We start from the raw sequence: 16,714 nt of genomic DNA on the forward strand, positions 1-16,714 counted from the left end.
TAACCCCTCGGGGTTTTTGCTGTTGTGAAAAAATATCCGGCTAAGGGAAAGTGGCTGTTCTATCGGGATTTATCCCCTGCAAACCGGGAGAGCTGTACGCCGGACACCGCAATTGTACCTATTCAAAAAGGGCGGCAACCCCCTATGATCATCTCGTATGGAAAGCGCTACCATTCAGAGAGGAGCTGGGATATTTGAAGTCTTTGGCTAAAAAGATCGGGGTCAGTCTGCTGCTGTTTATGATGGTGGCGGTGCAAGCCGGAGTGACGGGAACAACAAGGAATGTGGCGGAGGCCGCGGACAAATCGCTGGCACAGAAGCCGTATATGGGCTGGAGCAGCTACAGCATGCAGGTGTATGAGCCCTCCGGCAACTGGATATCGGCGGAGAACATCAAGAAGCAGTCCGATGCCATGCATGAAAAGCTGCAAGCGCACGGGTATGACTATATTAATATTGATGCGGGCTGGAACGGCAGTATGGATGAATACGGCCGGCCTCTGCCGAATACCGAGCGTTATCCGGACGGCTTGCAGGAGGTTATTGACTATGTGCATAACAACGGGCAGAAGATCGGAATTTATCTGATTCCGGGCCTGCCGATTGAAGCGTATAACAAGGACCTTAAAATCTATGGAACAAACGGGGAATGCTCTATACGCGATATTGCGGTGCAGCCGCTGAAAATCATGGATTACTGGAACTCCTACACCTACAAAATTGACTTCAGCAACCCCTGTGCCCAGAAGTACATCGACTCGATTGCCGATCTGCTTGGGGAATGGGGCATCGACTTCGTGAAGTTTGACAGCGTGACTCCGGGGTCGGGCATCAACAATCTCAGCCGTGATGCACGCGGAGACGTCGAAGCCTGGTCCAAGGCTCTGGACAGACATGATATCTGGTTCGAGCTTTCATGGGCGCTGGACCATAACTATGCAGATTTTTGGAAAAAGTATGCCAACGGCTGGCGGATTCAGTGGGATGTGGAGTCCTATGACAGCAATGTCGGACTGACCCAGTGGGCCAATATTGCCAGGCTGTTCCCGGACGCGGCGATCTGGTGGAGAGATGCCGGACCCGGAGGCTGGAATGATTTCGATTCCCTGAATGTCGGGAACGGCGCCATGGACGGATTGACGAAGGATGAGCGGCAGACGGCTATGACCTTCTGGGCGGTCTCGGCGGCACAGCTCTACATCGGAAATGATATGACGCGGCTGGATGATTATGGACTGGAGCTGCTGACCAATGATGAGGTAATCGCCGTGAACCAGGCGGGGCATCCCGCCCATCCGGTGTCGATGGATACCCAGCAGCAGGTCTGGTATGCCAATAACGGGGATGGCACCTACAATGTCGCCTTGTTCAACCTCGGCAACCGCAGCGCCGCCACTCAGGTCAAATGGAGCGACATCGGTCTTGAGGGGCCGGCCTCCGTCCGCGATCTCTGGAGCCACAGTGAGCTGGGCACCTTCGATACGGGCTTCAGCGGCGGAGTGCTGGAGCCTCATGCCTCCAGAATGCTCAAGGTGACGGCCAAGAGCGGAACCTCCATCGTCAACGATGACGATACAAATGTCCGCTACACCGGGTCCTGGCAGCGCAATGGCGGCAAAGAGCAGACTCCTGGATCACAGGACATTGCAGTGAAGATCACGGATACGCTGGCGGCTCCAGGCGAAGGGCAGCCAGGCGGGGGCTCTCCCGGTGATCCATCGGGCGGAACCCCGGTTACCGCTTCAGTCTATATCAACGACAGCGACAGCGGCATCGTATACAATGGCTCCTGGTCCTCACAATCCGGCAGATCAGCCGGGGATTACAGGGCGGATGTGCATTATACCGAGACGGACGGCGATTCCTTCGAGTACAGCTTCAAGGGAACGGGCATTGACCTGCTGACCGAAAAGGATTCCTCACAAGGAGATATACTTGTTTATCTGGACGATGCTGTGAGCCCGGAAACGGTGAGCACGTACACGGCTGGAGCCAAGGAAGCTCAGCAGGTGGTTTACAGTGCCGCAGGACTTGCTGATGGAGAGCATAAGCTGAAGGTCGTCAAAGCCTCAGGCCAGTACATGCTGCTGGATGCGCTGAAGATCAGGGTCAATCAACTGATTAACCCTGTTACAGGAACCTTTGACAAGGCCCCTGACAAGCAGGCCGATGTAGCCGTCACGCTGCCGGCGGGCAGTGATTCCCTTCTGGAAATCAAGAACGGCGGGACCGTCCTGGCGGAAGGAAGCGATTATTCCGCAAACGGAGGCATTGTGAAGATCAGGAAGGAATATCTCTTCAATCTGCCTTCAGGTGTAGCGGAGCTTGAGTTTATCTTCGACGGAGGTGCAAGCGAAGTACTGAAGTTAGCCATTACAGGCTCCGCTTCGGTCCGCTACTCCTTGATCAATAATGACGATCCGGGCATCGTGTACAACGGCTCCTGGTCACGCAGCACCGGCAGAGGAATGGGCGACTACAAGGATGATGTGCAGTACACCGAGAAGAATGGCGATTCCTTCGAATACACCTTCAGAGGCACAGGCATCCAGCTGTATACCGAAACGGATTCCTCACAAGGCGACATGGACATTTATGTGGACGGTGTGTTCCGGCAGACAGTCAGCGCCTATCATGACGGACGCCAGGCCCAGCAGAATCTGTTCAGCATTACAGGTCTGCCCGAAGGCTTCCATACCCTGAAGGCTGTCAAGAAATCGGGGGCCTTTATGCTGCTGGATATGCTTAAGGTGGAAATTCCTGATCTTGTGAGCCCGGTGGAAGCCACCTTCGACAAAGCGGCCCCGGCAGATCTCGAAGTGAAGCTGTTGCGCCAGCCGGAGCTGTTCAGCGGCATCAGCCAGGGCAGCTATAAACTGGTGGCGGGCAAGGATTACACACTTGTTGGAGACACTGTAACGCTTAAGGCTGAGTATTTCGCTGCCCGGCCAGCAGGCAGTCTTCAACTGACATTCGCCTTTGCTGGAGATTATCAGAACGATGTTCATTTTACAGAGGCGGACGGTGATTATTTCGAGTATACGTTCAGCGGCACAGGGATCACTATGACTGGACCGAAAGGGCCTGATATGGGCGACATCGAAATCTATCTGGATGGTGAGCTTATTCAGACGGCAAGTGCCTATAACGGCAACCGGCAGATTCTGCAGAAGCTCTTCAGCCTTGCAGATCTGAAAGACGGCAACCACGTGCTGAAGGCTGTTAAGAAATCAGGCGCGCTGATGTTCGCCGACCAGCTGAAATTCACCGTCAGCCCACGGGGCGGTTCGGTCGAACCGACAGCTCCGGGCGGGCAACCAACCCCAACACCGACGCCAACATCGACGCCAACACCGACACCTGCCGCTACGGCAACTCCGGCCCCAGCTAACCCGGGACCGGCGGCGACAGCGGCCCCATCTGCAGTTCCATCCGCGTCTCCAACTGCCAGTGCTTCACCGGTAGCAGGCCAAGATGCGGTGAAACAGCATGCGGCGTATATAAGCGGTTATCCGGACGGCTCCTTCAAGCCGGACCAGAAGATTACACGCGCCGAGATGGCGGCGCTGCTCTTCAAGGCCGCTGCCCGGGAGAAGCAGGGAGCAGCACCGGCATTCAGCGATGTCCGCTCCGGTTACTGGGCAGCGGAAGCCATATCCGGCGCAGCGGAAATGGGACTGATGACCGGCTACCCGGACGGTACATTTAAGCCGAACCAGCAGGTTACGCGTGCGGAGATGGCCAGTCTTGCTGCGCTGCTGAGCAAGAATAATGCTGCTTCGGGCAGCGGATTTGCAGATGTTGCCGCTGGTCACTGGGCAGTGTCTGCGATCCGGCAGGCACAAGGGGCAGGCATTCTGAATGGCTACGCAGATGGGACCTTCCGTCCGGGCAGTGCGCTGACCCGCGCCGAGGCGGTAACGGCCATGAACAGAGCACTCGGCAGAGGGCCGCTCTTCGGTGTGGAAGCCTCTCCGTGGAGCGATGTGCCGGCCACACACTGGGCTTTCAAGGATATCCTTGAAGCTTCCACCGCTCATGCTTACAAGGATAAGGCCGGAGGTGGCGAAGAGCTGAGCGATTAGGCAGGCGATTTCCCGCAGCGTTGATCTTATCAGAGACAGGCGCAGATGAACTCAGAGGAGCCGGCAACGGCTCCTTTTTTAGAAATATATCCGGAAAGCGGGACCGCATCATTTCCCAGGCAATGAATACAGTCGAATAATGTCATGAATCCTTTCTGTTGATGCGGATACAGAAGACCCTTTGAAGCACAACATGATGCCCGATAGAGCGTGAAGCAGATTCTGTGTCCGCCTGGACAGAAAAACTAGCTTTTTTTACGAAATAACGCGCTCCTGTCCATATGGAACTCTCCCGCTGTGCTCCAGGCCGGAGCCATCTTTCCGGAGAGTGCGGCAGACAAATACTTGACTGTGAGGCAAATTATTTTAAGCTTATTCTATGAGAGCGCTACCAACCGAGAGGGGAATCCAACCATGCTCAAATACTCCAAGGTTTTCCGCAGATTTCTAATCTCCTACGTGGTTATTCTGATTATTCCAAGCATTGGGGGCTATATGTCCTACCGCACATCCATCTCCGTTACAAAGTCCATTTCCATTGAGAACAGTGTGATCCAGCTGCAAAAAAGCAAGGAGATTCTGGAGCGGCGCATGGCTGAAGTCGAGGGGCTGACCAGACAACTGGCGGTGAATCCCGAACTGAACGTCCTGCTGAATGAAAGGGGTGAGGGGACCAATGTCTACGGGATCTGGAGTACGATGCGCAATGTTCTGACCTTCGGCCAGACGAATGACTTCCTGCAGGATTATTATATTTACCTGGCCAATTACGATCTGGTGTTGACCCCCGGCTCCTCCTACCGTCCTGAGCATTACTATGAGATATTCCATTACAGCGATCTGCCGTTTGCGGCTTGGAAAACACAGGTTCTGGAGAAAACCCACCGGAGCGAAATCAAACCGCTGAGCGCTTTTGTCAGCAAAGGGGCACAAACCTCGGTCATCACCTATATGCAATCGCTGCCGCTTGACAGCTTCAACGATTCTTCTCCTGCCATAGTGGTTGTGATGATCGACGAGAAAATAATCGCCAGCCTGTTGTCGGGTCTGACTGAGCGTTACGGGGGCTGGGTTCATATCAGCGATGCGGAGGGGAGAACCATTGTGCTGCAAGGCAAGGATGAGGCTTATATGAATAAGCTGAACGCGGATTCCTCCTTTGATAACAGCAAGGTCAGCCAGTTTTACCGGGATGATCTGGTGATTTCGACCCGTTCGGACTCGAACGGCTGGGTGTACCAGGCGGGAATCCCCCGCAGCATCCTGCTGGAGAATGCCAACAAAATCAAATATATGTCCTGGCTGATCACCGGGGGCGCGCTGTTACTCGGACTGCTTGCAGGCCTTGTGCTTGCCTACCGGAACAGTGCTCCGATCAACCGGATGCTCAGTGTGATGAAGGAGCAGTTCGGCAAGGAGGAGCGGGCAGAGCAGAGCGAGTTCGATTTCCTGAGCGGCAATATTGCCAACATGATTACCAAGAACAAGCTGCTCGAAAGCGAGCTTAACCGCCAGCTTCCCCTGGTCAGGGATGCTTTTATCAAACGTCTGATCGCCGGAGAATTTGAGTCAAGGGAGGAAATTGTCTCCGCAGCGGCCCAGGCGGACATCGGGCTGGACCAGGGAACCGGCTATGCCGGAATGATCCAGATCAACGGCTACTCCGGCATGGACAGCGTGGAGATCCTCAATGAGCTGAACGCCGCCCGGCTGCTGGTGAAGCAGGCGCTTGCAGAGCTTGCCGGACCGCTGCCCATAACCGATATGGGCTCGGACAAAATTGTCGCCCTGTTCTTCTCCGGCCCGGAGGAATCTGCAGCGGACCAGGAGGCGGAGATCACACGCATCATGGAAGCCCTGGCGCAATTTGTTCTAAAGGAATACCGGATTTCGGTCCAGTCCGGCTTCGGCGGCTATTTCACTTCGGTAACAGAGGTCAGCGGGTCATTTGAGCAGGCGAAGCAGGCGCTGGAATATGCCGTGTATATGAATAAAAAAGGCATCATGTGGAATCACGAGGCGCAAATCGAGAACACGACCTACTACTATCCGCTCGATACGGAGCAGCGGCTGATCAGTACTCTGCGCGCCGGGGAGCTGGCTGAGGCCAAGCGGATTATCGACGCGACTTTTGCGCAGAACCTCGGCGAGCGGGAGCTGTCCATCGAGATGAAGCATCAATTGATCGGGGAGATGAAGGGCACCTTCCTCAAGCTGCTGGATCAAAAAACGTTCATGGAATCCCCGCTGTTTGAAAGCGCCAAGCGGAGCATCATCGACATCAGCTCCTCAGAGCCGCTGGACAGCATCCAGGCCGAATTCCATGCCATCATGGAGGGGCTGTGCGGATACATATCCAACAAGAAGAAGGATGCGCATACCCGGATCATTAAGCAGATCTACCAGTATACCGAGGAAATGTATTCGGACTCCGAGCTTACTCTGTACCGGGTCGCCGAGCATGTGGAACGGCCGGAGAAATACATCTCCCAGCTGTTCAAGGAGGTGACCGGTGTGAATTATTCCGATCATCTGGTGAAGGTGCGGATGGATCAGGCGGCGGTTCTGCTGAAGGACAGCAGGTATACGGTGGATGAGATCGCGGCAAGAGTAGGCTACAACAGCTCACATTCCTTCCGCAGAGCCTTCAAGCGGTTAACCGGCATTTCTCCCAGCACTTACAGACAATCACATGCCGAATAGAAAAGTGCTCCACAGCGGCTGCATTGTCCACCCGGACGGTGCAGCCGTTTCTGCCGACAGCGGACACAAGAAATGTATCCGCTTGCAAAAACGCGGAATTAAGTTCGTACCAGGAAGCGTTGCCCCCTGCAAACCGGGCAATCTGTACGCAAAATACGGAAGTGTACCTGTTCAAAGCCGGACATTTTGCCCTATGATCGACTCGTGTAGAAAGCGCTATCACACATACTTGCAAACACTAAGCGTAGGCTTCTGAAGCGAGTTTTGCGCGAAGTAAATCAATGAAGTAATGCTGGCAAAACTTTTAGGGGGAGATTCATCTGGAAAAGAAGCTGGCTTTGAGCACCCAAACAGTGCCAAGAAGCAAAGGCCGGGGCTGGCTGCATACCGCCGGAAGAAACATGCTGAAGCACTGGCAGCTGCATCTGCTCGTCATTCCGCCTTTGCTGTTCTTTTTAATCTTTAAATATTATCCAATGGCGAATGCTGTACTCGCTTTTAAGGACTATAACGTAATCAAGGGAATATGGGGCAGCCCCTGGGTTGGCTTCAAGCACTTTGAGCTGTTTTTCGAGAATCCGCTGTTCTGGACATTAGTCAAGAATACCATCCTGCTGAGCGGCTATCTGCTGCTGGCCGGATTTCCGATTCCGATCCTGCTCGCGCTGATGATCAATGAAATCCGCGGCGGCAGGTTCAAGCGGTTCGTCCAGCTTGTATCGTTTGCACCGTATTTTATCTCAACCGTGGTCATGGTTTCGATCATTATGCTGTTCCTTGCACCGCGCCTCGGATTCGCCAACATCGCCCTGAATTTTTTTGGCCTGAATTCGGTGAATTTCCTGGGCGAGCCCGGCATGTTCCGCTCGATTTATGTCTGGTCTGACATCTGGCAGACTGCGGGCTACAGCGCCGTGATCTATCTGGCTGCACTGGCCGGCATCGACCCTACGCTGTACGAGGCTGCCAAGGTGGACGGCGCTTCGCGGTTTCAGAAGATCCGCCATGTGGACCTTCCCGGGATTGTGCCGACAATTGTGATTATTCTGATTCTGAATGTGGGCAACGTGATGGCGATCGGCTTTGAAAAGGTCTATCTGCTGCAGAACCCGCTGAATATCGCCAATTCCGAGATTATTGCCACCTATGTCTACCGGATCGGTTTGCTGAACGCCAATTACAGCTTTGCCACCGCGGTCGGCTTGTTTAACTCACTGATTAATCTGGTTCTGCTGGTTACCGTGAACGGGCTGGCCAAACGAATTACCAATAACAGCATCTGGTAAGAAAGGAGTTCCTGTATGGCAGCTTCGGCAGCAGTTCCCCATAAAATTAAAGAGTCCTTCGGTGACCGGATATTTCTGACCGCCGTGTACACCGTGCTTATCCTTGTAGTCATCGCTGTACTCTATCCGCTTATCTTCATCATCAGCAGCTCAATCAGCAGTCCGGCAGCCGTAACCTCCGGCCGTGTCTGGCTCTGGCCGGTCGATATCTCCTTTAAGGGCTTCAAGGTCCTGTTCAGCACGCATGAGATTATCACCGGGTATGCGAATTCCATCTTTTATACGGCCGCAGGCACGCTGATCAGTGTCACTTTGACGATTATGATTGCCTACCCGCTGTCGCGCAGAGCTTTTTTCGGCCGCAATGTGTTAATGATGATTATTACCTTCACGATGATCTTCAGCGGCGGGCTGATTCCTACCTACATGGTGGTCAAAGAGCTGAACCTGATTGATACGCGCTGGGCGCTGCTCATTCCCAATGCGATCTGGGTATGGCAGGTGATCATCGCCAGATCGTTCTTTCAATCTTCGATTCCTGAAGAGCTACTGGAGGCCAGCGAGATTGACGGCTGCAGTGATATGCGCTTCATCCGCAGCGTAGTGCTGCCGCTCTCCAAGCCGATTATCGCGGTGCTGGTGCTGATGTATGCAGTCGGCCAGTGGAATTCCTATTTCGATGCCCTGATCTATCTGAAATCAGCGGACCTGTTCCCGCTGCAGCTGGTGCTGCGCAGTATCATTATTCAGAACAACAGTGCCGGGGCTATGGATGCGATGGCGATGGTTGAACGGCAGCAGTTGGCTGAATTGCTGAAATATGCGCTGATTGTCGTGGCTACCTTGCCTGTGCTGGTCATTTATCCTTTTGTGCAGAGGTATTTCGTACAGGGCATGCTGGTCGGCTCAGTCAAGGGGTAAGACAGCACTATGAACCGGCAAGGGGGTGATGCCCTTCTTAAGAGGACGGCGAAGCCGTTTCTGCTTGGCAGTAAGACATATCCACCCTGTCCAACTACAAAGAGGGAGTTGATCGGCTTTGAAGAAAAGTTTGTTAGCTTTGTTAATGCTGGTTACGGTATTTACAGTGGTGATTAGCGGCTGTTCGGGCAAAAACAATACAGAAAGCCCATCCGGCACAGCGTCCGGCAGCGGAAACGCGGCTGATGCGTCCAAACCAGTGGAGGTCAGTGTCTTTGCCGTCCAGGAATCAGGCATTGATATCCCCACCAATAAATTCACCACATTCGTTCAAGACAAGTTCGGCATCAAGTTCAAGTGGCAGATTAACCCGTCAGACGGAGCCAAGGAGAAACGCCAGATCTCGCTGGCCAGCGGTGACTATCCCGATGCTTACCTGCTTACCTCCTACATTGATGAATTCTCGCAGGGAGATGTGCTGAAATATGGCCAGCAGGGCGTGCTGGTTCCGCTGAATGACCTGATTGATAAATATGCGCCGAACATCAAAGCAGCCATGGAAAAGACTCCTGCGCTGAAAGCACTCAATACTGCGCCTGACGGCAATATTTACGGGCTTGGTGCCTACACTGAGTGCTTCCACTGCTCTTATCCTAACAAGATGTGGATCAACACCGAATGGCTGAAGAAGCTGAAGCTGGAAGAACCGAAGACCACCGAAGAATTCAAGCAAATGCTTGAAGCGTTCAAGACGCAGGACCCGAACGGAAACGGTAAAGCCGATGAAGTGCCGCTGAGCGGCTCTACGGAAGATTTCGGCGTGCGCATCATTCCTTATCTCATGAACAGCTTCGTCTATGATGATGACCGCAATTATCTGAATTTGACGGACGGCAAGGTGGAATCGGCCGCGATCAAGCCGGAATGGAAGGAAGGCCTGACTTATATTAAATCACTGTATGACGCGGGTCTGATCGACCCGGGGGCTTTTACCCAGAATGCGGAAGCATTTAAGAAAATCGGTGAAAATGCGGATGCCGAAATTCTCGGCGCAGGTGCGGGCATGCATCCGGCCATCTTCGTCAACATTGATCCGGGCAATAAGCGCTCGGCGCATTACAATCCGCTGGCTCCGCTTACCGGACCGGCGGGCATCTCCTACGCGACTCATGATGCCGGCGGCGTGTCGCCGGGAGCCAAGTTCGTCATTACCAACAAAGCCAGCGAAGAAGCAAAAGTAGCTCTGATCAAGATGGTGGACTACATGTTCACACCGGAAGGCCAGACGAATGCGGCAAGCGGCATGAAGGGCATCGACTGGACCGATCCGGCCGAAGGCGATGTTGCGCTCGGCAAGGATGTTAAGCCGGTGATCAAGCAGATTCCGATGGCGGAAGGCGAAGCGCCGCGCAATGCGGGCTGGAGCGGAATGGGGCATTTCTACATGCCGAAGGAATACCGCGACACCTTTGTTCAGGCGACCGACATTTACGCTTCGAACGGCTACGAACGCAGACTGTACGATGCTTCGCTGCTGTATCAGGGACATGAGCCCAAGGAGCTGTTCCCGCTCTGGTCGATCTGGATTGATCCGGGCGAGATTGACGAAGCCAGCATGCTGCAGACGAACCTGAGAAACTACATTGAGCAGAATGAGCTCCAGTTCATTACCGGCAACAAGGATCTGAATAAGGACTGGGATGCTTACGTCAAAGGCCTGAAGGACCTGAAGCTGGACCGCTACCTGGAAATTCTGCAAAAAGCGTATGACGCTTCGGTGAAATAAAGCCTGCGGGCGGGACTGGACGGCTTGTGTCTTGCTAAGCGCCCGCCCACTGCATAACGGATGCCGGCCTGCAAAGACCGGCATTGCTGTTACTACTGGATTGATACGGGAGGAAAATCATGGCCTATCAGAACGGCGGCGGCAATTCCAGTATTGCACCGCGCCGGGGCTTGCCCGGCATGAGGAGAAAGCTTGCGGGGAACGCCCCGCTTACTGTGGCCTTTCTGGGCGGTTCCATTACAGAGGGGGCAGGCGCTTCCGACGCCGATGCTACCAGCTGGCGTGCGTTGACCGGACAGTATTTGCAGACGGTATATTCGGGTCATCCGCTGCGCTGCATCAATGCCGGGGTCGGAGGGACTACCTCTACCTTTGGGGCGCACCGTCTGCAGGAGCATGTACTCCGTGAAGGTATGGTGGATCTGCTGTTCGTTGAATTCAGTGTCAATGACGGGGAGGACAGGGAGGAATCCATACGCGGCATGGAGGGAATTGTCCGCCAGTGCCGGCGGCTGTCTCCGGATACGGAGCTGATCTTCGTCTACACGGCGGCCGGCAAAAACCTGACCGGCTATAAGTCCTTCAATATCGCCGTGCATGAGGAGGTAGCCGAATATTACGGCATTCCTTCGGTGGATTGTGCCGCCCGTGTGTATACCATGATTCACACGGGTGAGCTGAATTGGAAGGAATTCGCTCCTGACGGCTACCACCCGCTGGATGCGGGGCATGCGCTGTATGCCGCTCTGGTGCGGGATTATCTGGAACAGGCTCTTGTGCAGGGCGGTCTCCAGCCTGACGGGCTGGAGGAGCCGGCAGTGCCATCCGCTCCTCTGGACAGCCGAAATTATGAATACGGCCGGATGCTGGATTACAGCGCCGCAGAGTATTCCGCAGCCTTCAGCATCCGGGAGCTGCAGCCTGAAGAGCCGCTGATGAATTGGAGATTCTCTACCGCGCATGCATCGGCAGATGATCCTCAGGCATCCTTCAGCTTTACAGTCTCCGGTCAATGTGCAGGGCTGGTTCTGCTGTACGGGCCGGACACGGGGATTTTCGAATATTCACTGAACGGCGCGCCTTTTACCGAAGTCAATTTATTCGATGACTGGTGCCTGAATGCTTACCGTCCCGTATTGGCGTTATTCCCGGTACAAGAGGAGCGGGGCCTGCTGCAGGTTACGGTCCGCAATACGGAGCGCAGAGACAGCCGCAGCACAGGCAATGGCCTTCGGGTGCTGAAGCTGCTGTGCAACTGAAGCTCCACCTGCTCCGGGAACATTATTAACTGTTGCCGTGTTGAACGCAGGGACTGCCAAGATGCGTTAAATCGTGGTATGGATCGGAAGATCGCTGCATAGAAAACGCTTTATTGCACTTTTATAATGATAGCAGACTTTGGATGCAGGGTTCGAAATCTGCTGCTTGCAAGGTTCAGAACGCATTATAAGGAGGCAAATGATGCTTATTGACAGCGAAACTGCCATAAAAGTGGAGCTTGAAGAGGGGGCCTTGATTCGCATAAAGAACGGCCTGCTGGAACTGGAGATTGATCTGGCTACAGGGGAAGCTTCCTGTTGCAGCGGGAATACTTCCGGGGTGAAGGGAATTCGGAGCGCATTCCGCTGGAAGGGCCGGGAATACCATACCGGAAGCTATGAGCGTCACCAGCTGAAAGAGCAGCCTGAGAGGATTCAGGACGGATTCGGCAAGTATGTTCATCTGGTCATCCTGCATGAAACACCCGCTCTTCCGCGTCTTGAACAGCATTTCTATGTTTATGAGCACTCCCCGTTTATGCTGCTGCAATGTGTAATGGCAAGCAGCGAGGGGGAGATCAAGACCAACCGAATGACGGTCATTCAATCCCAAACCGTGTGCTTGGACGGGGCAGCCGGACAGCAGGATATACGAGTGCTGCGCGTGCCGTACGACAATGACAAATGGGTCAGATATACAGTGGAGACTCCCCCGCTGCAGACGGAGAGCTATGAAGTAACGGCCTTGTTCGAGCCGGACAGCCGCCGCGGGATTGTTCTTGGTTCGCTTACGCATGATGTATGGAAAACCGGGATCAAGATCAGAAGCGAGCGGACCGGACAGATTGAAGAACTGGAGCTCTATGGCGGGGCTGCAGGCGAGATGACCCGCGACTTCCAGCCGCATGGATATGTGAGTGGAACCAGGGTGGAATCACCGCTTGTTTTTCTTGGCTTCTACGATGACTACCGAGAAGGGCTCGAAGCTTATGGCAAGGCCAACACCCGGATAGCTGCTCCCCTGCCATGGGAGGGCGGAGTTCCGGTCGGCTGGAACAGCTGGTCTGCGGCGATGAATAGCCTGGACTATGACCTGTATACGTCAACCAGCGATTTTTTGAAAAATGAGGTGCAGCCGCTCGGATTCCATAATGAGGATACGCTGTACATCAACTTCGACGCCTTCTGGGATAGCCTGACCCCTGCCGAAATGGAGGATGCGCTGAACCGGGTACGGCAAAATGGCCACAAGCCTGGAACCTATTGGACGCCGTTTGCCTTCTGGGGAAGTCCGGCCCAATTTGACCTGGCTGTAGAAGGAACAGGCGGAAAATACACCTATGGCGACATCTTACTGCGGGACAGTGAGGGTGAGATCCTGCCGGATGTTGACGGCGGTCTGGCCATAGATCCGACACATCCCGGGACGCTGCAAAGAATGGACTGGTTCACGGACAAGTTCATCTTGGAAGGCTTCGAGTATATCAAGCTGGACTTCCTGGCGCATGGCGCGCTGGAAGGGCGGCACCACAATCCGGAGATTACGACGGGGATTGCGGCTTACCACTACGGCATGTCTTACTTGCAGAAAAAGCTCTCGCCCGAGGTGATCGGCCGTCCGTTCTTCATCAATCTTTCCATTGCTCCGCTGTTCCCGTATGCGTTTGCTCACAGCCGCCGCATATCCTGCGACGTCTTTGGCACATTGCAGGATACGGAGTACCTGCTGAACTCGTTGACACATGGCTGGTGGATGAGTAGTACCTTGTACCGTTACAATGATCCCGACCATTCCGTGCTGTACAAGAGCTTCAACCAGGAGGCCACCGGCTGGCAGGAAGGCCGCACCCGCCTGACCGCTTCGGTTATTGCCGGCACGGTGCTTCTGCTGGGGGATGACTTCCGCAAGCCGGAAGCTGCTGAGCGGGCAAGAAAGTGGCTTGGTAACAAAGAGATTATGAACATAGCCCGTATGGGCCAAACCTTCCGTCCTGTCGAGGGTGATCTTGGCAAGCAGGCCTCCGATGTCTTCGTGCTTGAATCTGCTGAAGACAAAGCCTTCTATCTGGCCGTCTTCAACTTCGATGCTGCACAGGCTGCGCATAAGTCTATTCTCTTGGAGCGTGCAGGATTAGATGCCAAGGCAACCTACGTGTTTCAGGATCTGTGGGAAGGACTGCAAGGAGAAACATCAGGAGAGTTTGCAGTAACGCTGGAACCTGCAGAGTCCAAAATCTTCAGAATGACTGTAAAATACAGACAGGAGAATATTGTATGAACGATTTTAAGCTGTGGTATTCGACTCCTGCGCAGGACTGGTCCCAAGGACTGCCGCTGGGCAACGGAAGAATAGGCGCAGTAGTGATGGCTGCCCCGGACCGTGAGGTGTGGAGCATGAGCGAGGTCACCTACTGGTCAGGGCAGACCGACCCGGAGCCTGCTTCTGCAGGGGGCAAGGATGTGCTGACAGAAATACGGCAGCATTTCTTTGCGGGGGATTATGAGACGGGTGACCGTCTTGCCAAGCAGTATCTGCAGCCGCAGAAGCAGAATTTCGGCACGAACCTCGGATTATGCGAGGTTGTCATTGATTTTGCAGGGCAGGGTCAGAGGTCTGGGGAAGCCGGGAGCTTTCGGCGAGAGCTGGATTTGACAAATGCGGTGGCAGGGGCGGTCTATCAGGGAAACGGCGTAACCCTGCACCGTGAGGTTTTCGCCTCGCATGCTGATCATCTGGTGGCTTCAAGGATTTGGAGCGATCATCCAGGCGGCGTAGCCTTTGCACTTGGTCTGGAGGGCGGGACTGAGTCGTTCACTGTCCTAACTGTGGATGACGGCACGCTGGAATTCAAGGGCCAAGCGACAGAAGCCGTACACAGTAACGGGGCTTGCGGGGTATGGGCCAAAGGAATGGTCAAGGTGTCCGTATCCGGCGGCACGATTCATAACAGGGATGGCCGATTTACGGTCTCTGGAGCGGATGAGGCCCGGATTTACTTTGCTGTCAGCACCGATTACCGCCGTATGGACACGGACTGGGAATCGGAAAGCCGGTATGCGCTTGAGCAGGCGATTGGCAAAGGTTATGACCTGCTGAGACAGGATCATATCGCAGATTACAGCCGGCAGTATGGCAAGGTGAACATACAGCTGGGGCACTCAGGCAAGGCCAGTCTCCCTACAGATCAGCGTATTCAATTACTGGCCCAGGAAGGCGGCGAGGATGATCCGCAGCTCTTCGCCCTGTTCCTGCAGTACGGACGTTATCTGACTATCGCCGGCTCACGGGGGGATTCCCCGCTGCCCATGTACCTTCAGGGCATCTGGAATGATGGAGAGGCATGCCGGATGGGCTGGAGCTGCGACTACCACATGGACATAAACACCCAGATGAATTATTACCCTACGGAGATTACGAACCTGGGGGACAGCCATCTTCCTTTGCTGCGTTATGTTGAAGATCTGGCACAGGCGGGAAGATCCACCGCCCGCAATTTATATGGCAGCGGGGGCTGGGTCGCGCATGTATTCTCGAATATCTGGGGCTTCACGCTTCCGGGCTGGGAGACTTCATGGGGACTCAATGTCACAGGCGGACTGTGGCTCGCCGCACAGTTGATCGAGCATTATGAATACAGCCGGAACCGTGAGTTCCTGGAGCGTCAGGCTTATCCTGTGCTCAAAGAAGCTGCAGCCTTCTTCCTGGACTACATGAGTATTCATCCCAAGTATGGCTGGCTGGTGACCGGACCTTCCAACTCGCCGGAGAATTCATTTTATCCCGGCGATCCGGAAGAGGGTGCGCAGCAGTTGTCTATGGGAGCGACTATGGATCAAATACTGGTACGTGAGCTGTTCGAGTTCTGCCTGAAGTCAGCGGAGCTGCTGGAGAGGGACGAGGAGCTGCAGCGGAAGCTGCAGGAAGCGATATTCAAGCTGCCACCGCTTCAGATCGGCAAGAGAGGGCAGCTGCAGGAATGGCTGGAGGATTATGCAGAAGCACAGCCGGAGCACCGGCATCTGTCCCATCTGGTTGCCCTGTATCCCGGCAACCAGATTACACCTGACCGGACACCGGAGCTTAGCAGAGCGGTGAGAGTCACGCTGGAGAACCGGATGCTCCAGGACGAACTGGAGGATGTGGAATTCACGGCGGCCTTGTTCGGGCTTGGCTTTGCCAGACTGCGTGACGGGGAGAAGGCTTACAAACATATCTCCCACTTGATCGGCGGCCTGTGCTTCGATAATCTGTTCACCTACTCCAAATCGGGTATTGCCGGAGCGGAGAGCAATATCTTCGTCATTGACGGAAATTTCGGCGGTACAGCCGTCATTTCAGAAATGCTGCTGCAGAGCCATGCGGATGAGATTCATCTGCTGCCTGCTCTTCCTGAGGCATGGAGCACAGGAGCGGTGTCCGGGCTGCGGGCCAAGGGGAATGCTGAAGTGGACGCTGTCTGGGAAAACGGCCGGCTGACAGAAGCCGTGATCCGCACCTTCTCTCCGGGAACGGTGAAGGTGCGCTGGGGAGAGCTAAGCACCACCTTCCGGGCGGAAACAGGCGGAAGCTACAAATTCAACAGCAGGTTAGAGCTGGTGTAATTATTTAAGCAGGATGCGGAGGCGGTTCACGCTTCCGCATCGCTTTTTCTGCTGCGCCGCAAAAAAAATGGA

The 16,714-nt window shown here is 54.5% G+C and carries 8 protein-coding genes; all 8 read left to right on the forward strand.

All coding sequences use genetic code 11. The features are described 5' to 3' along the window. The first annotated feature begins 194 nt into the window (after positions 1-194). The 8 genes from AC0LWN_RS09970 (at position 195) to AC0LWN_RS10005 (ending at position 16,642) form a co-directional block, all read left to right on the forward strand. Entirely contained in the window at positions 195-4,085 is a 3,891-nt protein-coding gene (locus AC0LWN_RS09970) for an S-layer homology domain-containing protein (protein WP_474664762.1), read from the forward strand. A gap of 414 nt (positions 4,086-4,499) precedes the next feature. Then, positions 4,500-6,788: a helix-turn-helix domain-containing protein gene (locus tag AC0LWN_RS09975; protein ID WP_474664764.1), complete on the forward strand. Its 2,289-nt coding sequence runs from the start codon at positions 4,500-4,502 to the stop codon at positions 6,786-6,788. 401 nt (positions 6,789-7,189) lie between these two features. After that, positions 7,190-8,074: an ABC transporter permease gene (locus AC0LWN_RS09980; RefSeq protein ID WP_474665006.1), complete on the forward strand. Its 885-nt coding sequence runs from the start codon at positions 7,190-7,192 to the stop codon at positions 8,072-8,074. 15 nt (positions 8,075-8,089) lie between these two features. Continuing rightward, positions 8,090-8,995: a carbohydrate ABC transporter permease gene (locus AC0LWN_RS09985; protein WP_474664766.1), complete on the forward strand. Its 906-nt coding sequence runs from the start codon at positions 8,090-8,092 to the stop codon at positions 8,993-8,995. Between the two features lie 118 nt (positions 8,996-9,113). Then, on the forward strand, positions 9,114-10,781 hold the full coding sequence (locus tag AC0LWN_RS09990) for an extracellular solute-binding protein (RefSeq protein ID WP_474664768.1): 1,668 nt from the start codon (positions 9,114-9,116) through the stop codon (positions 10,779-10,781). A gap of 119 nt (positions 10,782-10,900) precedes the next feature. After that, complete coding sequence (locus AC0LWN_RS09995; RefSeq protein WP_474664770.1) at positions 10,901-12,040, forward strand: SGNH/GDSL hydrolase family protein; 1,140 nt, start codon at positions 10,901-10,903, stop codon at positions 12,038-12,040. Between the two features lie 202 nt (positions 12,041-12,242). After that, complete coding sequence (locus AC0LWN_RS10000; RefSeq protein ID WP_474664772.1) at positions 12,243-14,318, forward strand: alpha-galactosidase; 2,076 nt, start codon at positions 12,243-12,245, stop codon at positions 14,316-14,318. After that, on the forward strand, positions 14,315-16,642 hold the full coding sequence (locus AC0LWN_RS10005) for a glycoside hydrolase family 95 protein (RefSeq protein ID WP_474664774.1): 2,328 nt from the start codon (positions 14,315-14,317) through the stop codon (positions 16,640-16,642). Before AC0LWN_RS10000 ends, AC0LWN_RS10005 begins: the two co-directional genes overlap by 4 nt. Positions 16,643-16,714: the final 72 nt, after the last annotated feature.

The organism is Paenibacillus sp. sgz302115, assembly GCF_056120445.1.

Bases quoted from the DNA above. Each gene is read 5' to 3' on its own strand.
- AC0LWN_RS09975 (WP_474664764.1), top strand. From the start codon at position 4,500: ATGCTCAAATACTCCAAGGTTTTCCGCAGATTTCTAATCTCCTACGTG.
- AC0LWN_RS09980 (WP_474665006.1), top strand. From the start codon at position 7,190: ATGCTGAAGCACTGGCAGCTGCATCTGCTCGTCATTCCGCCTTTGCTG.
- AC0LWN_RS09985 (WP_474664766.1), top strand. From the start codon at position 8,090: ATGGCAGCTTCGGCAGCAGTTCCCCATAAAATTAAAGAGTCCTTCGGT.
- AC0LWN_RS09995 (WP_474664770.1), top strand. From the start codon at position 10,901: ATGGCCTATCAGAACGGCGGCGGCAATTCCAGTATTGCACCGCGCCGG.
- AC0LWN_RS10000 (WP_474664772.1), top strand. From the start codon at position 12,243: ATGCTTATTGACAGCGAAACTGCCATAAAAGTGGAGCTTGAAGAGGGG.
- AC0LWN_RS10005 (WP_474664774.1), top strand. From the start codon at position 14,315: ATGAACGATTTTAAGCTGTGGTATTCGACTCCTGCGCAGGACTGGTCC.